Origin of the sequence: Streptomyces sp. NPDC001890 (assembly GCF_042891445.1) — a bacterium.
Taxonomy (GTDB): Bacteria; Actinomycetota; Actinomycetes; order Streptomycetales; family Streptomycetaceae; genus Streptomyces.
This window is the reverse complement of record NZ_JBIATE010000001.1, coordinates 496017-519752: the sequence shown is the minus strand read 5'-3', so window position 1 is coordinate 519752 and position 23736 is coordinate 496017. Positions and strand designations below refer to the sequence as shown.

Sequence of the window (23736 nt, the reverse complement as noted above, 5' to 3'; positions counted from 1 at the left end):
CCGAGGGCGGGTCCGTCCGGCGTCCGGAAACGGTGTGCGGGGCCGGGTCGGCCGCCGTCGGCCGGTCAGCGGCCGTTGAAGGCGTCCTTCAGCCGGGAGAACAGCCCCTGCTGGCCGGGCTGGAACTGGCCGGTGGGCCGCTCCTCGCCGCGCATCTTCGCCAGGTCGCGCAGCAGCCGCTCCTGCTCCGGGTCCAGCTTCGTCGGGGTCATCACCTCGACGTGCACGATCAGGTCGCCGCGCCCGCCGCCCCGCAGATGCGTGATGCCTCGGCCGTGCAGCGGCACCGACTGGCCGGACTGGGTGCCCGGCCGGATGTCGACCTCCTCCAGGCCGTCGAGCGTCTCCAGCGGCACCTTGGTGCCGAGCGCGCCCGCCGTCATGGGGATGGTGACCGTGCAGTGCAGGTCGTCGCCGCGGCGCTGGAACACCGAGTGCGAGAGCTCGTGGATCTCCACGTACAGGTCTCCGGCCGGGCCGCCGCCGGGGCCGACCTCGCCCTCGCCCGCGAGCTGGATGCGGGTGCCGTTGTCGACACCGGCGGGGATCTTCACGGTGAGCGTGCGCCGCGAGCGGATGCGGCCGTCGCCGGCGCACTCCGGGCACGGGGTCGGCACGACCGTGCCGAAGCCCTGGCACTGCGGGCAGGGCCGCGAGGTCATGACCTGGCCGAGGAAGGACCGGGTGACCTGGGAGACCTCGCCGCGACCGCGGCACATGTCACAGGTCTGGGCGGAGGTACCGGGTGCGGCGCCCTCCCCGCTGCAGGTCGTACAGACGACGGCCGTGTCGACCTGGATGTCCTTGGTGGTGCCGAACGCTGCCTCGGCGAGATCGATCTCCAGACGGATCATCGCGTCCTGGCCGCGCCGGGTGCGCGAACGGGGCCCGCGCTGCGACGACGTACCGAAGAACGCGTCCATGATGTCGGAGAAGTTGCCGAAGCCACCCTGTCCGAATCCGCCCGCGCCACCGCCGCCGGAGGCGGACAGCGGGTCGCCGCCGAGGTCGTAGACCTGCTTCTTCTGCGGGTCCGACAACACCTCGTAGGCGGCGTTGATCTCCTTGAACCGCTCCTGGGTCTTCGGATCGGGGTTCACATCCGGGTGCAGCTCGCGGGCGAGCCGCCGGAATGCCTTCTTGATCTCGTCCTGAGATGCGTCGCGGCGCACGCCGAGTACGGCGTAGTAGTCCGTGGCCACTTACGACTCCGCCAGGATCTGTCCGACGTAACGTGCCACTGCGCGTACCGCTCCCATCGTTCCGGGGTAGTCCATGCGGGTCGGTCCGACCACGCCGAGTTTGGCGACTGCCTCGTCGCCCGAACCGTAGCCGACCGCGACGACGGACGTGGAGTTGAGCCCCTCGTGGGCGTTCTCGTGCCCGATACGTACGGTCATGCCCGAGTCCTTGGCCTCGCCGAGCAGCTTCAGTAGCACGACCTGCTCCTCCAGTGCCTCCAGCACCGGCCGGATCATCACCGGGAAGTCGTGCCCGAAGCGGGTGAGGTTGGAGGTGCCGCCGATCATCAGCCGCTCCTCCGTCTCCTCGACGAGGGTTTCGAGCAGGGTGGAGAGCACCGTGGACACGGTTCCCCGGTCCTCGCTCTCGAAGGATTCCGGCAGGTCCTGCACCAGCTGCGGGACGTCCGCGAAGCGGCGTCCGACGACCCGGCTGTTGAGCCGGGCCCGCAGATCGGCGAGAGAGGTCTCGCCGAACGGGGCGGGGCAGTCGATCATGCGCTGTTCGACCCGGCCGGTGTCCGTGATGAGCACGAGCATCAGCCGGGCGGGGGCCAGCGAGAGCAGTTCCACGTGCCGCACCGTCGAGCGGGTCAGCGAGGGGTACTGCACGATGGCGACCTGCCGGGTCAGCTGCGCGAGCAGCCGTACGGTGCGGCCCACGACGTCGTCGAGGTCGACCGCGCCGTCGAGGAAATTGTGGATGGCGCGACGTTCCGGCGTCGAGAGGGGCTTGACCCCCGCGAGCTTGTCGACGAAGAGCCGGTAGCCCTTGTCCGTCGGGATGCGTCCCGCGCTGGTGTGGGGCTGGGCGATGAAGCCCTCGTCCTCCAGCACCGCCATGTCGTTGCGGACGGTCGCCGGGGAGACCCCCAGCTTGTGCCGCTCGGTGAGCGCCTTGGAGCCGACGGGCTCCTCCGTGCCGACATAGTCCTGGACGATGGCGCGGAGCACTTCGAGTCTGCGTTCGCTGAGCATCGCGCACACCTCCAGCTGTGTTTCCTCGTTGGTTCTCGGGTCGTTCCTGTTTCTCTGCCCAGGAATCCGCCTGGCACTCTGTCAACGCGAGTGCCAGCAACCCCCCGGCCAGTGTACGGCGGCCGAGTGGGGACCTAGCAAGGGCGACCGACCACGCTACCTCGCGACCTCGCAGGTGGTTTGCGGATAGCGTCACGGTATGGATGCCTCTTGGGAAGAGTTCGGCTGGGAACGACTCGGCCACGGAGTGGGCCGCAGGCGCCTTCCCGGGTGGGACGCGACGGTCGCGCTGGTGGCCGGAACGGACTCGGTGCTGCTCTTCGACACCGGATCGACGCTCCGTGAGGGCGCCGAGGTGCGGGCCCAGGCGCAGGCCCTGCTCGGCCGGAGGGTGACGCATATCGCACTCAGCCATCCCCATTTCGACCATGTGCTGGGCACCGCCGCGTTCTCCGGCGCCCAGGTGTACGGAGCGGTCGGCATGACCGGGCTGCTGAAGCACGGGAAGGACGAGCTGCACACCTCGGCCGTGCGCCACGGGGTCGAGGAGCACGACGCGGCGGAGGCCGCCGACGCGCTGGTCGCGCCGCAGCACGAGGTGTGCGGCGAGTGGACGCTCGATCTGGGCGGCGGACGTGAGGTGCTGCTGGCCGACGTGGGCCCCGCGCACAGCGGCCACGACCTGGTGGTGGTCGTCCCCGGCTCCCCCGCGATCGTGCTCTGCGGCGACCTGGTCGAGGAGTCCGGCGAACCGCAGGCGGGCCGGGACGCCTTCCCCGCCCGCTGGCCGGCCTCCCTGGACCGGCTGCTGGCGCTGGGCGGCGAGGACGCGGTGTACGTGCCGGGGCACGGGGCGGTGGTGGACGCGGCGTTCGTACGCGACCAGCGCGAACAACTGGCCATGCGCTTCGGCGTGTCGTGACCCCCGGGCCCGGCTCGTCCTATCGTCGTCCGATGCGCAGCTACCAGCCGGACCTGACCCCGCCGTGGAAGAGGTCCGCCCCCGTTCCCGAGGTCCCCGCCGAAGCCGATCTGGTCGTGGAGGAGGTCGCCACCGGATTCTGCGGTGCGGTGATCCGCTGCGAGAAGACGGCCCAGGGCCCGACGGTGACCCTGGAGGACCGCTTCGGCAAGCACCGGGTGTTCCCGATGGAACCGCGCGGCTTCCTGCTGGAGGGCCGGGTCGTCACCCTCGTACGCCCCTCGGCCGCCGCTCCGGTGCGCCCCGCGCGCACGGCCTCGGGTTCGGTCGCGGTGCCCGGCGCGCGCGCCCGGGTCGCGCGGGCGGGCCGGATCTATGTGGAGGGCCGGCACGACGCGGAGCTGGTCGAGCGGGTCTGGGGCGACGACCTGCGGATCGAGGGCGTGGTCGTCGAGTACCTGGAGGGCATCGACGACCTTCCCGCCGTCGTACGCGAGTTCTCCCCCGGCCCGGACGCCAGGCTGGGCGTCCTGGTCGACCACCTGGTCCCCGGCTCCAAGGAGTCCCGGATCGCCGACCAGGTCACGGACGGGAACGTGCTGGTGGTCGGCCACCCCTACATCGACGTGTGGGAGGCGGTGAAGCCGTCCTCCGTGGGCATCACGGCCTGGCCGGTGGTCCCTCGCGGCCAGGACTGGAAGACGGGCGTGTGCCGTGCGCTCGGCTGGCCGGAGAACACCGGCGCGGCCTGGCAGCACATCCTGTCCAGGGTCCACTCGTACCGCGACCTGGAGCCGTCCCTGCTGGGCTCGGTGGAGCACTTGATCGACTTCGTGACGGAGCACCCGCACTCAAGCCCCTCCGGCGTTTGAGGAGCGGGGGTCCGGGGGCAGGGCCCCCGGTCACGGGGAGGGGCGGGCAGGGGAACAAGCCCCGCGCAGCGGCCCACCCCCACACCTCCGCGCCGCCCACCTTCAGTCCACCAGATCCCGCACCACCGCATCCGCCAGCAACCGCCCCCGCAAGGTCAGCACCGCCCGCCCCTCCCCATACGGCCCGGACTCCAGCAGCCCATCCGCCAACGCCCGGCGAGAAGCCGCCAGACCGGCCGGGGCCAGGATGTCGAGCGGGCACCCGTCCTGGAGCCGGAGCTCCAGGAGGATCCGCTCGACCCGCCGGTCCTCCGCGGAGAGGATCTCGCGCCCGGCCCCCGGCGACCGTCCCTCGGCCAGCGCCTGCGCGTACGCGCCCGGGTGCTTCACGTTCCACCAGCGCACCCCGCCGACGTGGCTGTGCGCCCCGGGCCCGGCGCCCCACCAGTCGGCCCCTCGCCAGTACAGCTCGTTGTGCAGGCAGCGGCCCTCGGGCGTGCGGGCCCAGTTCGACACCTCGTACCAGGAGAAGCCCGCCGCGGCCATCGCCTCGTCCGCGATCAGGTACCGGTCGGCGTGGGCGTCGTCGTCGGTCATCGGGATCTCGCCGCGCCGGATCCGGCGGGCCAGCTGAGTGCCCTCCTCGACGATCAGCGCGTACGCCGACACATGGTCCGGCCCCGCACCGATCGCCGCGTCCAGCGAGGCCCGCCAGTCGTCGTCGGACTCCCCCGGCGTGCCGTAGATCAGGTCGAGGTTGACGTGCTCGAAGCCCGCCTCCCGGGCCTCGGCGACACAGGCCTCGGGCCGCCCCGGCGTATGCGTGCGGTCCAGGATCTTCAGCACGTGCTGCCGGGCGCTCTGCATCCCGAAGGAGATCCGGTTGAAGCCGCCCTCCCGCAGTTCGGCGAGGTACGCCGGGGAGACGGACTCCGGATTGGCCTCGGTGGTGATCTCCGCGTCGTCCGCGAGCCCGAACTCCTCGCGGATCGCCCCCAGCATCCGGACCAGGTCCGCGGCGGCCAGCAGGGTCGGGGTGCCGCCGCCGACGAAGACCGTGCGGACCGGGCGCGGATCGTCGCCGAGGACCTTGCGGGCCTGGCGGACCTCGCCGATCAGATGCTCGGCGTAATTGTCCCTGGAGGCCAGCGCGCCGCCGGAGCCGCGCAGCTCGGTCGCGGTGTAGGTGTTGAAGTCGCAGTAGCCGCAGCGGGTCGCGCAGTACGGCACGTGCAGGTAGAAGCCGAGCGGCCGGTCGGCGGCGCCTTCCAGGGCATGGCGGGGCAGCGCCCCGTCGTCGGGTACGGGTTCACCATCGGGCAGTACGGAAGGCATACCGCCCATTGTCGCTCGCCGCCGGGGAACGCCCGGCCACGCCCGTGATCACGGAGGCCCCCCCGGCCCCGGCCACGCCCGCGATCACGGGATCCGCCCGGCCCCGGCCACGCGTCCTCACCCCGCCTGGAGCACCAGCAGCGCCAGGTCGTCGTCGGGCGGCCGCTCGGCGAATTCGTGCACCGCCCGCTTGATCCGGTCCGCTATCCCGTCCGCCGACAGCCCGGTGCAGCCGGCCAGCGCCTGGGCCAGCCCGTCCCCGTCGTCGAACATCAGCGGCCCGCAGCGCCGCTCCGTCACCCCGTCCGTGACGCACAGCAGGCTGTCACCCGGCGCCAGCTCGAAGCTCTGGCTCTCGTACGCGACGTCGTCGAAGATCCCGAGCAGCATCTGCGGCTCGGCGGCCGGGCGGACCTCGCCGTCGGGCCGCAGCAGCAGCGGCAGCGGGTGGCCGGCGCTGGCCAGGGTGCAGCGCACGCCGCCGCCGGGCAGCGGTACGAGCTCTCCGTACAGCAGGGACAGGAAGCGGGACTGCCCGGTGTCCGGGGTCTGCTGACCGCCGGCGGCGGCCACCATGAGCGCGGCCGCCTCCGCGGCCTCCATCGCGTCGTCGAGGAGCAGCCGGTTGAGCCGGTCCAGGACCTCGCCGACGCCGAAGCCCTCGCGGGCCAGCAGCCGCAGCCAGGGGCGGGCGAGGCCGGTGACGACGGCGGCTTCGGGGCCGCTGCCCTGCACGTCGCCCAGCACGAAGCACCAGCGGTCGCCGGGGCACGGGAAGATGTCGTAGAAGTCACCGCCGACGACGCCGTCGTCACTGGGTTCGTACACCAGGGAGCTGGTGACCCCGGGTATGTCGGCGACCTTGCCGGGCAGCAGGGCGCGCTGCAGGATGCGGCTGATGGTGGCCTGCCGGGTGTACTCGCGGGCGGCGCCGACGGCGAGGCCGACCCGGCGCACGAAGTCCTCGATGAGCGCGGTCACCTCGTCGGGGACGCGGGCGAGGCCCTCCCGGCCGAGGAGTACGGCGCCCAGGGTCCGGCCGCCGGAGGTGATCCGGTAGGCGAGGGCGGACGCGGCGGGCTCGTCGGCCTTCGCGCCCTCCTCCTCGCCACCGGGCCACGGCATGGAGACGGGCCCGGTGCCGACCCGCTCGGGGAGCCGGATCGGGTCCTGTTCCAGCAGGGCGCGCAGCTGCCCGGTCTCGGCCTCGTCCCGGTGCCAGATGCTGGCGAGCCGGGGTACGGCGGAGGGGCCGCCGTTCTCGGGTTCCAGCCAGATCGCACACCAGTCGGCCAGCCTGGGCACCAGTAACTGTCCGGAGAGCGCCGCCACGATGTCCTCGTCGAGCTGGCCGGCGAGCAGGTCCGACGCCTCGGCGAGAAAGGAGAGCGCGCCGCGGCCGGCCCAGTCCGCGTCGTCGCGCAGCGCCCGGCGGGCGGTGGGGGCGAGCAGCTCGGCGGCGCGCAGACCCTGCTGGAACCCGGGCTCGGCCGCCGGTTCCGGGAAGGGGTTCCAGTCGTCCACGGGGAGCCTGGCCCAGACGGTCTTGAGGCCGGTGCGGTAGGTGATGCCCCAGCGTTCGGCGAGGGTCCCGACGAGCTGGAGCCCACGACCGTACTCGGCGGGCTCGTCGGGGCCGACGAGGCCGGCGCCCTCCGCGGCTTCGGCGGCGCTCCCGGACTCCGGGCGGTCGCTGCGCACGGCGCGGGCCGGGTGGTGGTCCGAGACCTCCAGCACCAGGGCCGCGACCTCGTCCCCGGCGGCCTCCTCCAGCCGGGCGAGCACCTCCACATTGGTCCCGGCGTGCACGACCGCGTTGGTGACCAGCTCGCTGACGACGACTTCCGCGTCCTCGGCCACGCGCTCGCTGAACCCCACGGCCGCGGGCAGCCCGAGCCCGGTCCACTCGCCGAGCGCGGCCCGGACGAACCTGCGGGCGGCGGAGGGTGCGAGGAGGTTCCCGGGCAGGGACGTATGGGCGACCGGCCGTGCGTCCGCACGGCCTGCGGGATCACCGGGACGCTGAACGATGTCCCGCTGCAAGGGAATGGGCCCCACGGTGCAGCTCCTGACCTGTTCTCGCTCTGTCTGTTCTCGTTGCTGTCTGTCTGTTCTCGTTGGGCGGCGCTGACGACACCGACAGAGTGACAGATGGACCATGCCCATAAGCAACGAGTTGCCGAAGTGAGCGGAGAAAAAGAGCGGGGAGGAACACCGTGGGGGCAGGCTCTATGCCTCGCGGGTCCCCGCGTACATGTCGTCGATGAGGCCCTTGTACGCGCGCTCGACGACCGGCCGCTTCAGCTTGAGGCTGGGCGTCAGTTCGCCGTGCTCGATGTCCAGGTCGCGGGGCAGCAGCCGGAACTTCTTGATGGTCTGCCAGCGCTGCAGGCCCTCGTTGAGCCGCTTCACGTAGCCCTCGATGAGCGCGACGGCCTGCGGGGAGGCGACCACTTCGGCGTACGGCTTGCCGCCCAGGCCGTTCTCGGCGGCCCAGCCGAGGATGGTCGGCTCGTCGAGTGCGATCAGGGCGGTGCAGAAGTTCCGGTCCGCGCCGTGCACCAGGATGTTGGAGACGAACGGGCAGACCGCCTTGAACTGTCCCTCGACCTCCGCCGGGGCGATGTACTTGCCGCCGGACGTCTTGATCAGGTCCTTCTTGCGGTCGGTGATCCGGAGGTAGCCGTCCACGGACAGTTCGCCGATGTCGCCGGTGTGGAACCAGCCGTCCGGCTCCAGCACCTCGGCGGTCTTCTCCGGCTGCCCGTGGTAGCCCTGCATCAGGCCGGGGCCGCGCAGCAGGATCTCGCCGTCGTCCGCGATCCGTACCTCGGTGCCGGGGAGCGGCTTGCCGACGGTGCCGGTGCGGTAGGCCTCGCCCGGGTTGACGAAGGAGGCGGCGCTGGACTCGGTGAGGCCGTAGCCCTCCAGGATGTGGATCCCGGCGCCGGAGAAGAAGAGGCCGATGTCGGTGGCGAGGGCGGCGGAGCCGGAGACACAGGCGCGCAGCCGGCCGCCGAAGGCCTCGCGGAGCTTGGCGAAGACAAGGGTGTCGGCCACCTTGTGCTTGGCGCCGAGCCCGAACGGTACGGAGGCCGTGCCGGTGCGCCGGAAGTTGTCCTGCGAGACCGTCGCGTACTCGCGGGCGACACCGGCCGCCCACTGGAAGATCTTGTACTTGGCCCCGCCGCCGGCCCGCGCCTTGGCGGCGACGCCGTTGTAGACCTTCTCGAAGATGCGGGGCACCGCGGCCATGTACGTCGGCTGGACCACCGGCAGGTTCTCGATGATCTTGTCGACCCGGCCGTCGACGGCGGTGACGTGGCCGACCTCGATCTGGCCGGAGGTGAGGACCTTGCCGAAGACGTGCGCGAGCGGCAGCCAGAGGTACTGGACGTCGTCGGCGGTGATGAGGCCGGTGGCCACGGTGGCCTTGGCCATGTACGACCAGTTGTCGTGCGGCAGGCGCACCCCCTTGGGGCGGCCGGTGGTGCCCGAGGTGTAGATCAGGGTCGCCAGCTGGTCGGCCGTGATGGCGGCGACCCGCTCCTTGACCGCCTCGGGGTGCTGCGCCAGGTACTCGGCGCCGCGGGCCTCCAGCTCGGCGAGGGTGAGCACCCAGCCCTCGGGGTCGCCCTCGGCGGGGTCGGCGCCCTCGGGGTCGATGACGACGACATGGGCGAGGTCCGGCAGCTCGGCGCGGCACTCGCGGGCCTTGGCCAGCTGGGCGGCGTTCTCGGCGATGAGCACCCGGCTGTCGGAGTCGGAGAGGATGAACGCCGACTCCTCGGCGTTGGTCGACGGGTAGATCGTGGTGGTGGCGGCACCCGCGCACATCACACCGAGGTCGACGAGGATCCATTCCACCCGGGTGCTGGAGGCGAGCGCGATGCGCTCCTCCGGCTGCACGCCCAGACCGATGAGTCCGGCCGCGACGGCGTAGACCCGCTCGGCGGCCTGCGCCCAGCTCAGCGACTTCCACTCGTCGGGTCCGGCGCCGGTGGCCGCGGGGACGGGGTAGCGGTACGCCTCCCCGTCCGGGGTGGCCGCCACGCGGTCGATGAAGAGGTTCGCCACGGAGGGCGGTCGGTTCTCGATCAAGGTCAGTGTGTCGCTCACGACGTCCTCCGGGCCTGCGGCAGTGCTTCACGACCGGCTGCTGGTTGCTGCTTGTTCCTCGCGGCTGTTCCTCGCGGGGCTTGTTTAACTGGTGAGTAACTACGAAGCCGTGATCAGGGTAGAGCGCCCGCGTCCACCGCGTAAGGGGCAACGAGCCGCCGCTTCATAACAAACGGGCCCCCGCGTCGCGAGTCGCTGCGACGCGGGGGCCGTTCGGGCGGTCACCGGGTGGGACGGGGGTCCGGCTCGGGCGGGCTACTTCTTGCCCTTGCTCTCCCCGCCCGACTCGTCGGTGGACAGCACGGCGATGAAGGCCTCCTGCGGCACCTCCACGTTGCCGACCATCTTCATCCGCTTCTTGCCCTCCTTCTGCTTCTCCAGCAGCTTCCGCTTACGGGAGATGTCACCGCCGTAGCACTTGGCGAGGACGTCCTTGCGGATGGCGCGGACGGTCTCACGGGCGATGACGCGGGAGCCGATGGCGGCCTGGATCGGCACCTCGAAGTTCTGCCGCGGGATCAGCTCGCGCAGCTTGGCGACGAGCCGGACGCCGTACGCGTACGCCTTGTCCTTGTGCGTGACCGCGGAGAACGCGTCGACCTTGTCGCCGTGCAGCAGGATGTCGACCTTGACGAGCTGGGCCGTCTGCTCGCCGGTGGGCTCGTAGTCGAGCGAGGCGTAACCCCGGGTCTTGGACTTCAGCTGGTCGAAGAAGTCGAAGACGATCTCGGCGAGCGGCAGGGTGTAGCGGATCTCGACCCGGTCCTCGGAGAGGTAGTCCATGCCGAGCAGGGTGCCGCGCCGGTTCTGGCAGAGCTCCATGATCGCGCCGATGAACTCGCTGGGGGCCAGGACCGTGGCGCGCACGACGGGCTCGTGCACCTTGTCGATCTTGCCCTCGGGGAATTCGCTCGGGTTGGTGACGGTGTGCTCGGTGCCGTCCTCCATGTCGACGCGGTAGACCACGTTGGGGGCCGTGGCGATGAGTTCGAGGCCGAACTCGCGCTCCAGCCGCTCCCGGATCACGTCGAGGTGGAGCAGCCCGAGGAAGCCGACGCGGAAGCCGAAGCCGAGGGCCGCGGAGGTCTCCGGCTCGTACACCAGGGCGGCGTCGTTGAGCTGGAGCTTGTCCAGCGCCTCGCGCAGGTCCGGGTAGTCCGATCCGTCCAGCGGGTACAGACCCGAGAACACCATCGGCTTGGGGTCCTTGTAGCCGCCCAGCGCCTCGGTCGCACCCTTGTTCAGGGAGGTGATGGTGTCACCGACCTTGGACTGCCGGACGTCCTTCACACCGGTGATGATGTAGCCGACCTCGCCCACGCCGAGGCCGTCGGCCGGGGTCATCTCCGGGGAGGAGACCCCGATCTCCAGCAGCTCGTGGGTGGCGCCGGTGGACATCATCCTGATGCGCTCGCGCTTGTTGAGCTGGCCGTCGACCACCCGGACGTACGTGACGACGCCGCGGTACGAGTCGTAGACCGAGTCGAAGATCATCGCGCGGGCCGGGGCGTCCGCCTGGCCGATCGGGGCCGGGACGTCCCTGACCACCCGGTCGAGCAGCGCGTCCACGCCGATGCCGGTCTTCGCGGAGACCTTGAGCACGTCCTCCGGCTGGCAGCCGATGAGGTTGGCCAGCTCCTCGGAGAACTTCTCGGGCTGCGCGGCCGGCAGGTCGATCTTGTTGAGCACCGGGACGATGGTGAGGTCGTTCTCCATCGCCAGGTAGAGGTTGGCCAGGGTCTGGGCCTCGATGCCCTGCGCGGCGTCGACCAGCAGGATCGTGCCCTCGCAGGCGGCGAGCGAGCGGGAGACCTCGTAGGTGAAGTCCACGTGGCCCGGGGTGTCGATCATGTTGAGGACATGGGTGCGGCCCTGGCCCTCGCCCGTGGTGGGCGCCCAGGGCAGCCGCACCGCCTGGGACTTGATGGTGATGCCGCGCTCGCGCTCGATGTCCATCCGGTCGAGGTACTGAGCACGCATCTGCCGCTGGTCGACCACACCGGTCAGCTGGAGCATCCGGTCGGCAAGGGTCGACTTGCCGTGGTCGATGTGCGCGATGATGCAGAAGTTGCGGATCAGCGCCGGGTCGGTACGGCTCGGCTCGGGCACGTTGGTAGGAGTCGCGGGCACGCAGGGTCCTGATTCTTGAGACGCCGAACGCCGTGTCTCGGGTCGATGTCGGGTCGGTCGGATCGATACGTAGCCTCCATCGTCCCATGGTTGCGGGGCGGAGACCGGTTTGGGCCGGTCGGAGTGGGGCTGGTACCGTTGACAGCTGTGCCTCGCGACTCTCTCAGGCCGTGGGGCGCACATCGAAGATCCAACGAACCTGAAAAGGCTCTTTCGTGGCGAACATCAAGTCCCAGATCAAGCGGAACAAGACGAACGAGAAGGCGCGCCTTCGCAACAAGGCCGTCAAGTCCTCGCTCAAGACCGCTATCCGCAAGGCCCGTGAGGCTGCCGCCGCCGGTGACGTCGAGAAGGCCACCTCGGCCGCTCGCGACGCCTCCCGCGCGCTCGACAAGGCCGTCTCGAAGGGTGTCATCCACAAGAACGCCGCCGCCAACAAGAAGTCGGCGCTGGCCTCCAAGGTTGCCTCCCTCCAGGGCTGAGCATTCTGATGTGATCGCCGGGACGGACCCAGCGGGCCCTCTCTCCCGTTCCTGACCGGCACCCCGCGCCGCACACCGAACCTGCGTTCGCCACGCGGGTGCGGCGCACCAAGCGTGAACCGAAGGCCCCGGCCTCAGCTCTCCCCAGAGCGAGAACCGGGGCCTTCGGCGTACGCGCCAGTTGCGAGGCGGGGCTTTCGGGAAGGGTCCTCCCGGGCGGGGCTTTCCTCGCACGCGCTCGTGGCCGGGCCCTCGGCGCACGCACTCGTGGCCGGGCCGGGCCTTCGGCGTACGCACTCGTGGCCGGGCCGGGCCGGTGTGGCCACCTGGCCCCGGCCCCGGGCTCACCGCCCCGACCGTGCCGCCCGCGCGATCGCCACCACGGCCTTCTCCAGGGCGTACTCCGGGTCGTCGCCGCCGCCCTTGACCCCCGCGTCGGCCTCCGCGACCGCCCGCAGGGCGAGGGCCACCCCGTCGGGTGTCCAGCCACGCATCTGCTGCCGCACCCGGTCGATCTTCCACGGCGGCATCCCCAGCTCACGGGCGAGGTCGGCGGGCCGCCCGCCGCGGGCCGAGGACAGCTTGCCGATCGCCCGTACACCCTGCGCCAGCGCACTCGTGATCAGCACCGGCGCCACCCCGGTCGACAACGACCAGCGCAGCGCCTCCAGCGCCTCCGCCGCCCGGCCCTCCACCGCGCGGTCGGCGACCGTGAAGCTCGACGCCTCGGCACGGCCCGTGTAGTAACGGGCGACGACCGCCTCGTCGATGGTGCCCTCGACATCCGCGACGAGTTGCGAGACCGCACTCGCCAGCTCCCGCAGATCGCTGCCGATGGAGTCGACCAGCGCCTGGCACGCCTCGGGCGTCGCCGAGCGCCCCAGCGCCCGGAACTCGGACCGTACGAACGAGAGCCGCTCGGCCGGCTTGGTCGTCTTCGGGCAGGCGACCTCCCGCGCACCCGCCTTGCGCGCCGCGTCCAGCAGGCCCTTGCCCTTGGCACCGCCCGCGTGCAGGAGCACCAGGGTGATCTCCTCGACCGGGTCGCCGAGATACGCCTTGACGTCCTTGACCGTGTCGGCGGAGAGATCCTGCGCATTGCGCACGATCACCACCTTGCGCTCGGCGAAGAGCGAGGGGCTCGTCAGCTCGGCCAGGGTGCCGGGCTGGAGCTGGTCGGAAGTGAGGTCACGGACATCCGTGTCGGGGTCGGAGGCCCGGGCCGCCGCCACCACCTGCTGCACGGCGCGGTCGAGGAGCAGGTCCTCCTGGCCCACGGCGAGCGTGAGGGGGGCGAGCGGGTAGTCGGTGGAATTCCTTCTAGTGGCCATCGTCGTCCAGCATCCCATGCACCACTGACAGCTTCCGGTCCACCTCCCCCGCCCACCCGGCCCTCCCTCACCCCGAGAGCGTCAAGCACATGAACGGCCGCTGAGGCTGCCCGGTCGAAGGCCGTCTCGTCGGACCGCGCGGCGTACCCGGTACGGAACAATGGGCAGGTGAGCGATGTGAGACATGTGCTGGTGCTGCCCGACCGCGATGCCGCGGAGGAGGTGGCCGGAGAGCTCGCCGACCGGTTCGGGGTCACCGAGGAGCCCCAGCTCGTACGCGATGCGCTGGCCGGCGAGGACGACGCCGAGGACGCCCAGTGGCTGGTGGTCGTGGAGGACCCGTCGGGGCGGCTGGACTCCTCGGCGCTGGACGCCTTCGCCGCGGAGTACGAGGGGTGGCTCGAAGCTCCGTAGCGGGGCACCCGCGGCTCAGGTCTTGGGGACGATCTGGATGTCCATGTCTATGGAGATGCTGGAGCCGACGGCCGCGATGCCCCGGGCCAGCATGGTCTGCCAGGTGAGGGTGAAGTCCTCGCGGTGCAGTTCCGTGGTGGCCCGGCAGGCGGCACGGGTCTCGCCCTCCAGACCGTTGCCCAGGCCGAGGTACTGGGTGTCCAGGGTGACCGTGCGGCTGACGCCGTGCAGCGTGAGCGCACCGGTGACGCCCCAGCGGGTGCCGCCCCGGTGGACGAAGCGGTCGCTGTAGAACTCCATCGTCGGGTAGCGCCCGACGTCGAGGAAGTCACTGGAGCGCAGATGGTCGTCCCGCATCTGGACATTCGTGTCGATCGACGCGGCGTCGATGATCACATGCATGGCCGAGTCCTCCATGCGGTCGGCGATCCGCACGGCACCCGCGAAGGTGTTGAACCGGCCGTGGATGCGCGCCATACCGATGTGCCGGGCCGTGAAACCGATCTGTGAATGCATCGGCTCGACCTCCCACTCCCCCGGCGCGGGAAGCTGCGGAGGCGCGGATAGCTGCAGGGTCACATCGCCCAGGCTCGCGTGACCTCCCTCGGCCACAGTGGCCGACGCGTGGAACGGGGTGAAGCCCTCGGCCGTGACGGCCAGCCGGTACTCACCGGCCGGCACGGTGGCGAGGACATTGCCGAACGGGTCGGTCTCACCCCCGAAGACCTTGCGGCCCGCGCCGTCCGTGACCACGAACTCAGCCTGCGGCACGACCTCGTTGACCGGGTCGAGCACCCGGCAACTGAGCAATCCGGCAGTGCGCGGCACCTCCAGCCCGGCCAGGGCATTGCCCTGCGCCCCGCCCGTCGCTCGCCTGCTGTTCAGCCAACGACCGAACATGTTCCACCTTCCCCCGGGGACGATTCACCTTGGGGCCCGGCGGCTGGACGTCTCTGTCGGAGCAGCGGCCCACCGACGAGCATGCATTCGATCACCATTGTGCCGTTCGAGGCAAACAGAGCAGCTCGGAGGGGCTTGGAATAGCTTGGGCCGAGGTGTTACCGAAGGTCCGAATTGACCTCGCGGCTGGCGCTCCCGGCTCGCTGTGGTCATGACCGGCCCACCGCCCGCAGACCCGGCCCGGCACCCGTCAGGGCGATCGCGCCATCGGTGTCCGTACGCAGCACCACGGCGCCGCCCGCTCGGAGCGCCTCGACGGTTCGCGCGGCCGGATGACCGTACGGGTTGTCCCGACCCACGCTCACCAGGGCGAACCGCGGACGCGCGCTGCGCAGCAGCGCGGGGTCCTGATGCGCCGAGCCGTGATGCGCGACCTTGAGCACGTCCACCCTCGGCAGCGCGGGATATCGGCGCAACACCCCTTGCTGGGACGGTGGTTCGAGGTCCCCCAGGAGCAGCAGGGTCAACCCGCCCGTCCGGACGTACAGGGTGACACTGGCATCGTTCGGCTCCAGCGGTACGGGACCGGCGCCCTGGCCCATCGCTGTTCCGCCGGCCCCCGTGGCGCTCGCCGGCCAGAGGACCCGCCAGTCGAGCTCCCCGATCCGGCGGCGCTCCCCCGGCGCGGCCCGCACCAGGGGCACGTGTGCTTCGGCCGCCGTTCTCCGTACGAACGCGACCTGGTCCGGCGGCTCGTCCAGGCTCGTCGTCTCGATCGCTCCCACCGCCCTGCCCCGCAACACCCCTGGCAGGCCCCGCACATGGTCGGCGTGAAAGTGTGTGAGGACCAGGAACGGCACCTCGGTGATGCCGAGGTCGCGAAGGCACCGGTCGACGAGCGAGGGGTCGGGGCCCGCGTCGACGACCACCCCCGCACCGTCCCCCGCCGCCAGCACCAGGGCGTCCCCCTGCCCCACGTCGCACATCGCGAACGTCCAGCCCGGCGGCGGCCATCCGGTCAGTGCCCGGGTGAGCGGCACCGGGCGCAGCACCACGAGGATCAACAGCAGCGCGGTGGCCGAACAGACCCAGGGGTGCCGCACGATTCGCCGGGCGAAGAGCACCACCAGAGCGGTCAGCGCGGTGAGCAGCAGCGCCCCCTTCCCGCCGTCGGGCCAGCCGATCTCCGCCCCGGGCAGGGCCGCCCCGGTGCGGGCCACCATGGCGATCCAACCGGTCGGCCACCCCGCGATCCGGGCGAGCAGCTCCGCCACCGGCATGGCCACCGGCGCCAGGGCGAGCGCGGCGAACCCCAGGACCGTGGCCGGTGCCACCGCCGCCTCGGCCAGCAGATTGCACGGGATCGCCACCAGGCTGACCCGGGAGGCGAGCAGCACGACCACCGGCGCGCACACCGCCTGCGCAGCGGCTGCCGCGGCCAGCGCCTCGGCGAACCGGGCCGGGACTCCGCGCCGTTGCAGCGCGCCGCTCCATACCGGGGCGATGGTCAGCAGGGCGCCGGTGGCCAGCACGGAGAGGACGAAGCCGTAACTGCGTGCCATCCACGGGTCATGGAGCACCAGCAGGAGAACAGCGGCCGCCAGCGCGGGAATCAGCGATCTGCGCCGCCCCGTTCCGATGGCGAGCAGGGTGATCAGCCCGCAGGCCGCCGCCCGCAGAACGCTCGGCTCGGGGCGGCAGACGATGACGAAGGCAAGCGTGAGCCCGCCGCCGAGCAGTGCCGTGAACCGCAGCGAGATCCCCAACCGGGGCGCCAGTCCCTTGCGTTCGGCCCGGAGTGCCGTGCCCGGCGGTCCGATGAGGAGGACGAGCAGGATCGCCAGGTTGGAGCCGGAAACCGCCATCAGGTGGGTGAGATCGGCGGCCTTGAACGCCTCGTGCAGTTCGGGCGTGATCCGTGAGGTGTCGCCGACCACCAGGCCCGGCAGAAGGGCCCTCGCGTCGGGATCGAGCCGTTCGGTGGCCTGTCGCAGTCCGCCGCGCAGCGCGCCTGCCGTGCGCTGGAGGGCGGAAGGGGGTCCGAGGACGCGAGGCGGCCCCTTGCCCTCGGGCCGCAGCACGGCGGCACTGCGCTCCCCGTCGTGCAGTGGCGGCGAGAGCCGGCCGTCGACACGCAGGTGGGTGGAGGGGAGCAACTGCTGCCACTGGCCCGCCGATCCGCCGGGCGAGACGATCAGCAGCACCGGCGTACTCAGCCTGGTGACCGCGCCGTCGGGCCCGGTCAGCCGGGTGATCTCGGCGTCCACGAGGAGAGCGGCGGGCGTGCTGTGGTCACCCCGCACCCGCGGCGTGGTCCGCCGGGCATCGGACGTCACCGTCACCTCCGTCTCGACCCTCGCGAATCGCTGGGCCAGCGTGTGGACCGGCCCCTGCCGTACGTCCGCGCCGTGCAACCCGGCCGATGCGGCCCCGGCCGCCGCGCAGAGCAAGGCCGCGGCGGTGGCAGTGGCGGTCGCCGTGGCCCGTGGTCGCCGCCGACCGCGTACCGCGACCTCGCCCCTCGCACCTTCCCCGCCCTCCTCCGCGTCCCGGAACTCCCCTTCGCCCTCGCCCTCGCCTTCCTCTCCGTCCTCGGCCGTCCTTCGCAGCGACCGGGTTGCCGAGACTCCCGCCATGGCCAGGAGCACCATTGCCGTGCCCACGCAGAGCATCACGCCTGCCGTGGTCCACCGGCCCGGCGCACTCAGCGCCGACGCTGCTCCGGCCCAGGCCGCCAAGGCAGGCGGGACCAGGCGGAGATCGGCCGGACCCTCCTGTCGCGGTTCGGAAAGGCCGAGCCGACGGCCCGAGGCCGCATGGACGTCCAGGTGGCTCATGGCCCCACCAGTGGTTGGAGGTCGGCGAACCTGCGGTCACCGATCCCGTTGACCTCACGCAGCTCATCGATGGACCGGAATCCGCCGTGCTGTGCGCGGTAGTCGACGATGTGCTGGGCGAGGACCGGGCCGACGCCGGGCAATGTGTCCAGCTGTTCGACGGTCGCGGTGTTGAGGCTGACCGGGCCGGCCGCAGAACTCCCGCCGCCGCTGCCCGACGCAACTCCTGCTGCCCCACCACCAGTTGAAGGGCCGGGCGGGGCTCCCACCACGACCTGCTCGCCGTCCATGAGCACCCGCGCCCGGTTGAGCCCGGTGAGGTCTGTTCCGGCCCGGACCCCGCCGGCAGCGCGTAACGCATCGGCGACCCTTGAGCCGGACGGAAGTTGCCGGATCCCGGGCCTTCGCACCTTTCCGTTCACGTCGACGACGATGTGCCCGCCCGGCCCTGTCGCGGGTGGCGGACCCGGTGAGGGCTCCGGTACTCCGACACCCTCCGCCGCCGGAGGCGATGTCCGGGTGTGCGCGGCCTCGTCGACCAGATCGGGGGCGCGCACGGATTGGGGGCGCGCGGACCAGAAATGCACTGCGGCGAAGACTCCGGCCGCGACCAGGACAACAGCCAACGCGGCCAGGGTCTTTGGCTCCAAGCCGCATCTGAGCTGAAGCCACACCGGAATCCGTTCCCGCAGCGCGGGAACCAACCTCTCCCGCCACCGCCCTGCCACCCCGGAAACCGGGGCCGGCGCTGAGGCCGGGACCGGCGCTGGGACCGGAACCGAAGCCGGGGCCGGAACCGAAGCGGGGGACACGGCCGGATTCGATACCGGCCCCGCGACCGGGGCCGGAGCCGAGACCGAGGCCGGAGCGGTCCCCGGCACGGGCCGCGCGACCCGCCCGCCGCCCCCGCCCGTCATGAGCGCGTCCGCCCGACGGCGCGAAGCCGCGGCTACGGCGTCCGCGCCCCCGCGCGAAGCCCGTCGCCGGCCGGACCCGAAGCCCGGCCCCGAGCCTGGTCCGGTACCGGCGCCGCCGCCTGGTCCGGTGCCGGGCCCGCTGCGAACACGGACGTCCGAGGCCGCGGCCCGTCCGGGGCCGCTGCCGCTGGTTGCACGAAGTGATCGGGGAGTCATGCCTCACGACGGTAGGCACATCTGCCCGAACCCGCTGAGCAGCCTCAATTCCGGTGGACAACCGACCAGTTGTGGATAACTCGGCCACCCCTGGGGGTGACGCACGAGCGACCGCCGAGGCCGCCCGCCCCGGTCAGCGCGGCGAGACCACTGCCCCGAGCAGACCGGGACCGGTGTGCGCACCGATCACCGCGCCCACCTCGCTCACATGCAGATCGACCAGCCCCGGCACCCGCTCACGCAGCCGCTCGGCGAGTCGCTCCGCCCGCTCGGGGGCCGCGAGGTGGTGCACGGCGATGTCCACTCGGCCACTGCCCGCCCGTTCCGCGACGATCTCCTCCAGGCGCGCGATCGCCTTCGAGGCCGTCCGCACCTTCTCCAGCAGTTCGATACGGCCGCCGTCGAGCTGGAGCAGCGGTTTCACGGCGAGTGCCGACCCCAGCAGGGCCTGTGCGGCACCGATGCGGCCGCCGCGGCGCAGGTAGTCCAGCGTGTCGACGTAGAAGTACGCGGAGGTGCCCGCTGCCCGCTTCTCCGCGGCCGCGACCGCCTCGTCCAGGCTTCCGCCCGCCTCCGCCGTCTCCGCCGAGGCCAGGGCGCAGAATCCGAGGGCCATGGCGACCATTCCGGTGTCCACCACCCGTACCGGAACCGGCGCCTCCTTCGCCGCGAGCAGGGCGGCGTCGTACGTACCCGAGATCTCGGCCGAGAGGTGCAGCGAGACGACGCCGGTGGCCCCCGCCTCGGCCGCCGCCCGGTACGCGGCGGCGAATACCTCGGGACTCGGCCGGGACGTGGTCACGGGACGACGCTTCTGGAGCGCCACGGCGAGGGAACGGGCCGAGATCTCGGTGCCGTCCTCCAGAGCCTGATCACCGAGGACGACGGTCAGCGGCACCGCGGTGATGCCGTGCCGCTCCATCGTCTCGGGCGGCAGGTAGGCCGTGGAATCGGTGACGATCGCGACATGGCGGGACATGAGCGGGAGGTTACCTGGCGAGTCCGTGTCCCGGCAGTCCGACCCCGGCCGAATGATCTCTCCTGACCGCTTCGGACCGCATCCGGTCACCGGCGGTCATCGGACGTGTCAGTTCGTCGTTTCGGGCCGGGCCGTCTTCTGCCACGGATATGTGGTCTGCCGTCGCGGATCGGGAGCCGTGATCGCCCGCGCCGCACCATCGGCCGGCCCGCTCTCCTCCTCCGGCCACTGGTTCTGCTCCGGTCGCTGGTCCTGCCCCGGTCGCTCGTTCTGCCCGCTCGCGTCGCCCTGCGGTCGGCCGCCCTCGCCCTGTCCCCGGACCGGTTCGTCCGTCTCCGCCGTCCAGTGCCGAAGCGCCCCCGCCTCCACGTCGATCTGGGCGTTCAGCGCGTCCAGCGAGTCGTCCGAGAACTTCCGCGCCCGGTCACGCGCCGCCCATCGCAGCGAATCCGCGGCGTGGGTGATCCGCTCCGTGCGCTGCTTCAGGCCCGGCAGCATCGAGGCGACGGTCGCCCGGTCGGGCTCGCGTTCCAGCTTCTTCAGCTCGTCGTCCAGCTCACGGCCGTGCACGCTCAGCCGCTGGAACAGGCCCAGCGACTCCGAGAGCGAGGCGTCCTCGGCGGCTCCGGCCCGCAATGCCTCCTGCGTGGCCCGCATGGATGTGCGCAGCGCCAGCCGGAGCTGCGCCAGCTCTCCGCCCACGCCCGTCTGCCCGTAGCTCTTCGCCCGCAGCGTGGTCTCCTCGACGGTGCGGCGCGCCTGGCTGATCGTCCGGTCCACCCCGCGCTTCGCCGCGCCCACGGCTTTGACGCCCGCGTACACGCCCAGGGCCACGAACGCGAAGAAGAGCAACCCCAGAATCAGGATCACAAATTCCATGAGCGCCCCTCGGTTCTCGTTACGGCTGCCGGTGCCGGCCCCTCCACCGTAAACGGAAAGGGCAGGCCGAGGGTTCCTTCGGAACCCCCAACCTGCCCGTAGGGGAATGCCCCCACACCGTCGCGCGCGGCGCGTCAGCGCCTCACAAGGGACGCCTCACGCGGAAACGCCTCGTCATCACGCCGGGACGATGTTGACCAGCTTCGGCGCCCGCACGATCACCTTGCGGATGCCCGCGCCGTCCAGCGCCGCCACCACGGCCGGGTCGGCCAGGGCCAGCGCCTCCAGCTCCTCGTCCGTGATCGACGGGGAGATCTCCAGGCGCGCCTTGACCTTGCCCTTGACCTGCACGACACAGGTCACGGTCTCGTCCACGACATACGCCGGGTCGGCGACCGGGAAGTCCTGGTGCACGACCGAATCGGTGTGGCCCAGCCGGCGCCACAGCTCCTCGGCGATGTGCGGGGCCAGCGGCGCCACCAGCAGCACCAGCGACTCGGCGACGGACCGGGACAGCGGCCCGCCCGCCTTGGTCAGGTGGTTGTTCAGCTCGGTGACCTTGGCGATCGCCGTGTTGAAACGCATCCCGGCCATGTCCTGGCCGACCCCGTCGATCGCCTTGTGCAGCGCACGCAGCGTCTCCTCGCCCGGCTCCGCGTCCACGACGGTGACCTCGCCGGTCTCCTCGTCGACGACATTGCGCCACAGCCGCTGCAGCAGCCGGTACTGGCCGACGACGGCGCGGGTGTCCCACGGCCGCGACACGTCCAGCGGGCCCATCGCCATCTCGTACAGGCGCAGCGTGTCCGCCCCGTACTCGGTGCAGATCTCGTCCGGCGTGACGGCGTTCTTCAGGGACTTGCCCATCTTGCCCAGGACACGGCTGACCTTCTCGCCCTGGTAGTAGAACTGTCCGTCGCGCTCCTCGACCTCGGCCGCCGGGACCGCGATGCCGCGGCTGTCCCGGTAGACGAACGCCTGGATCATGCCCTGGTTGTACAGCTTGTGGAACGGCTCGACGGACGAGATGTGCCCCAGGTCGTGCAGCACCTTGGACCAGAAGCGGGCGTACAGCAGGTGCAGGACGGCGTGCTCGGCGCCACCGACGTACAGGTCGACACCGCCGGTCGGCTGCCCCTCGCGCGGACCCATCCAGTACTGCTCGATTTCCGGGTCGACCAGCTCGGTGTCGTTGTTCGGGTCCAGATAGCGCAGCTCGTACCAGCAGGAGCCCGCCCAGTTGGGCATGGTGTTGGTCTCGCGGCGGTACTTCTTCGGACCGTTGCCGTCGCCCAGGTCCAGGGTGACGTTGACCCAGTCGGCGTTCCGGGACAGCGGGGTCTCGGGCTGGGTGTCGGCGTCGTCGGGGTCGAAGGTGCGCGGCGAGTAGTCGTCGACCTCCGGCAGCTCCAGGGGCAGCATCGACTCGGGCAGCGGGTGGGCGATGCCGTCCTCGTCGTAGACGATCGGGAAGGGCTCGCCCCAGTAGCGCTGGCGGCTGAACAGCCAGTCACGCAGCCGGAAGTTGACGGTGCCCTCTCCGACGCCGTGTGCCGTCAGCCACTCGGTGATCTTCGCCTTGGCATCGACGACACCCAGGCCGTCCAGCGAGATCTCGTCGTTGGCGGAGTTGACCAGCTTCGCTTCGTACGAGCCGAAGGCGTCCTCCCACGTCGAGGGGTCCGTGCCGCGGTCGTCCGACGGCTCGACGACACAGCGCATCGGCAGCTCGAAGGCGCGCGCGAAGGCGAAGTCGCGCGCGTCGTGCGCCGGTACGGCCATGATCGCGCCGGTGCCGTAGCCCATCAGGACGTAGTCGGCGATGAAGACGGGGACCTTCTCGCCGCTGACCGGGTTGGTGGCGTACGCACCGGTGAAGACACCGGTCTTGTCCTTGGCCTCGGCCTGCCGCTCCACGTCGGACTTGGCGGCGGCCAGCTTGCGGTAGGCGGCGACCGCCTCGGCCGGGGACGCGTATCCGCCGGTCCACACCGCGTGGGTGCCCTCGGGCCAGGCCGCCGGAGTGATCTGCTCGACCAGCTCGTGCTCGGGCGCCAGCACCATGTAGGTGGCGCCGAACAGGGTGTCCTGGCGGGTGGTGAAGACGGTGATGCTGCCTGCGCCGTCGACCGGGAAGTCGACGCGGGCACCTTCGGAGCGCCCGATCCAGTTGCGCTGCTGCAGCTTGATCGCCTCGGGCCAGTCCAGCCCGTCCAGGTCGTTCAGCAGACGGTCGGCATAGGCGGTGATGCGCATGTTCCACTGGCGCAGCTTGGCCTTGAAGACGGGGAAGTTGCCGCGCTCGGAGCGGCCGTCGGCCGTCACCTCTTCGTTGGCCAGGACGGTACCCAGGCCGGGCGACCAGTTGACGGGCGCGTCGGAGGCGTACGCCAGGCGGTACTCGCCCAGGATGTCCGCGCGCTCGGTGGCGCTCAGCGCGCTCCAGTCACGGCCGTCCGGCGTGGGGCGTGCGCCGCTCTCGAACTGTTCGACCAGCTCGTCGATCGGGCGGGCGCGGTCGGCCTCGGTGTCGTACCAGGAGTTGAAGATCTGCAGGAAGATCCACTGGGTCCACTTGTAGTACTCCGACTCGATCGTGGCGAACGAGCGGCGCTTGTCGTGGCCCAGGCCCAGCCGGCGCAGCTGGGCGGTCATGTTCTCGATGTTGGCCTCGGTGGAGACCCGCGGGTGCGTGCCGGTCTGCACCGCGTACTGCTCCGCGGGCAGGCCGAAGGCGTCGAAGCCCAGGGTGTGCAGCACGTTGTGCCCGGTCATCCGCTGGTGGCGGGCGTAGACATCGGTGGCGATGTAGCCCAGCGGGTGACCGACGTGCAGGCCCGCACCCGAGGGGTACGGGAACATGTCCATGATGAACTTCTTCGGCCTGGCGGCCAGCTCCGGATCGCCTGCCAGGTCACCGGTCGGATTCGGCGCCTCGTACGTGCCCTCGGCGTCCCAGAAGTCCTGCCAGCGTGCCTCGATGTCGGCGGCCATCGCCGCCGTGTAGCGGTGCGGCGCAGCCGTCTCGGCTGCGGAAGTCGTCTCGCTCATGATCCTCAAAGCTCCATCGATCGTCATCTGCCGGCGCCCATGTCTACGGACACGCGTCTACGGAAACGAAAAATCCCCTCGCACAGGAGGGGACGCCGCGCCGATTCCGACCAGGCATTCTCACCGGTCGGGA

Annotated in this window: 17 protein-coding genes; 4 read left to right on the top strand and 13 right to left on the bottom strand. The window is 71.4% G+C overall.

Annotated features, from left to right (window positions below; translation table 11 throughout):
* Positions 1-65: 65 nt before the first annotated feature.
* Together dnaJ and hrcA are read right to left on the bottom strand one after the other, a co-directional pair.
* Positions 66-1202: a molecular chaperone DnaJ gene (gene dnaJ / locus ACFYY1_RS02200; RefSeq protein ID WP_266733118.1), complete on the bottom strand. Its 1137-nt coding sequence runs from the start codon at positions 1200-1202 to the stop codon at positions 66-68.
* Positions 1203-2219 carry a heat-inducible transcriptional repressor HrcA gene (hrcA, locus tag ACFYY1_RS02195; RefSeq protein WP_266733116.1) on the bottom strand — a complete coding sequence of 339 codons (1017 nt, stop codon included), beginning with the start codon at positions 2217-2219 and terminating at the stop codon, positions 1203-1205. It abuts the gene before it with no gap.
* Positions 2220-2418: 199 nt separating this feature from the next.
* Between hrcA and ACFYY1_RS02190 the strand changes: the two genes are divergently transcribed.
* Positions 2419-3141 carry an MBL fold metallo-hydrolase gene (locus ACFYY1_RS02190; protein ID WP_388579619.1) on the top strand — a complete coding sequence of 241 codons (723 nt, stop codon included), beginning with the start codon at positions 2419-2421 and terminating at the stop codon, positions 3139-3141.
* A gap of 32 nt (positions 3142-3173) precedes the next feature.
* Positions 3174-4013, top strand: a complete 840-nt coding sequence (locus ACFYY1_RS02185; RefSeq protein ID WP_388579616.1) for a DUF3097 domain-containing protein — start codon at positions 3174-3176, stop codon at positions 4011-4013.
* Between the two features lie 102 nt (positions 4014-4115).
* Here the strand turns inward: ACFYY1_RS02185 and hemW are convergent, their stop codons facing one another.
* The 4 genes from hemW to lepA form a co-directional block, all read right to left on the bottom strand.
* Positions 4116-5357, bottom strand: a complete 1242-nt coding sequence (gene hemW / locus ACFYY1_RS02180) for a radical SAM family heme chaperone HemW (protein ID WP_388579613.1) — start codon at positions 5355-5357, stop codon at positions 4116-4118.
* A gap of 108 nt (positions 5358-5465) precedes the next feature.
* Positions 5466-7391, bottom strand: coding sequence for a SpoIIE family protein phosphatase (locus ACFYY1_RS02175; RefSeq protein ID WP_388581437.1), 1926 nt, complete (start codon positions 7389-7391; stop codon positions 5466-5468).
* Between the two features lie 186 nt (positions 7392-7577).
* Entirely contained in the window at positions 7578-9467 is a 1890-nt protein-coding gene (locus tag ACFYY1_RS02170; protein WP_388579611.1) for an AMP-dependent synthetase/ligase, read from the bottom strand.
* Between the two features lie 255 nt (positions 9468-9722).
* Positions 9723-11597: a translation elongation factor 4 gene (gene lepA / locus ACFYY1_RS02165; protein ID WP_376629933.1), complete on the bottom strand. Its 1875-nt coding sequence runs from the start codon at positions 11595-11597 to the stop codon at positions 9723-9725.
* Positions 11598-11812: 215 nt separating this feature from the next.
* On the opposite strand from lepA, the gene rpsT reads away from it, so the two are divergent.
* Positions 11813-12079 carry a 30S ribosomal protein S20 gene (gene rpsT / locus ACFYY1_RS02160; protein WP_072483588.1) on the top strand — a complete coding sequence of 89 codons (267 nt, stop codon included), beginning with the start codon at positions 11813-11815 and terminating at the stop codon, positions 12077-12079.
* Positions 12080-12423: 344 nt separating this feature from the next.
* On the opposite strand, the gene holA is transcribed toward rpsT, so the two are convergent.
* Positions 12424-13410: a DNA polymerase III subunit delta gene (gene holA / locus ACFYY1_RS02155; RefSeq protein ID WP_388579607.1), complete on the bottom strand. Its 987-nt coding sequence runs from the start codon at positions 13408-13410 to the stop codon at positions 12424-12426.
* Positions 13411-13578: 168 nt separating this feature from the next.
* On the opposite strand from holA, the gene ACFYY1_RS02150 reads away from it, so the two are divergent.
* A complete protein-coding gene (locus ACFYY1_RS02150; RefSeq protein ID WP_388579604.1) occupies positions 13579-13824 on the top strand; it encodes a hypothetical protein in 246 nt (81 codons plus the stop codon).
* Between the two features lie 15 nt (positions 13825-13839).
* On the opposite strand, the gene ACFYY1_RS02145 is transcribed toward ACFYY1_RS02150, so the two are convergent.
* From ACFYY1_RS02145 to leuS, 6 genes are all read right to left on the bottom strand, one after another.
* Entirely contained in the window at positions 13840-14724 is an 885-nt protein-coding gene (locus ACFYY1_RS02145) for a YceI family protein (RefSeq protein WP_388579602.1), read from the bottom strand.
* A gap of 209 nt (positions 14725-14933) precedes the next feature.
* The gene (locus ACFYY1_RS02140; protein ID WP_388579599.1) at positions 14934-17561 is read right to left on the bottom strand and encodes a ComEC/Rec2 family competence protein; all 2628 of its coding nucleotides are present in this window, start codon (positions 17559-17561) and stop codon (positions 14934-14936) included.
* Entirely contained in the window at positions 17558-18187 is a 630-nt protein-coding gene (locus tag ACFYY1_RS02135) for a helix-hairpin-helix domain-containing protein (protein ID WP_388579596.1), read from the bottom strand. Before ACFYY1_RS02135 ends, ACFYY1_RS02140 begins: the two co-directional genes overlap by 4 nt.
* Positions 18188-18827: 640 nt before the next feature.
* Positions 18828-19673, bottom strand: a complete 846-nt coding sequence (locus tag ACFYY1_RS02130; protein WP_388579593.1) for a DegV family protein — start codon at positions 19671-19673, stop codon at positions 18828-18830.
* A gap of 108 nt (positions 19674-19781) precedes the next feature.
* The gene (locus tag ACFYY1_RS02125) at positions 19782-20552 is read right to left on the bottom strand and encodes a hypothetical protein (protein WP_388579590.1); all 771 of its coding nucleotides are present in this window, start codon (positions 20550-20552) and stop codon (positions 19782-19784) included.
* Positions 20553-20729: 177 nt separating this feature from the next.
* Positions 20730-23603 (bottom strand): leucine--tRNA ligase, encoded by a 2874-nt coding sequence (gene leuS / locus ACFYY1_RS02120; RefSeq protein ID WP_388579586.1) that lies wholly within the window; start codon positions 23601-23603, stop codon positions 20730-20732.
* Positions 23604-23736 lie beyond the last annotated feature (133 nt).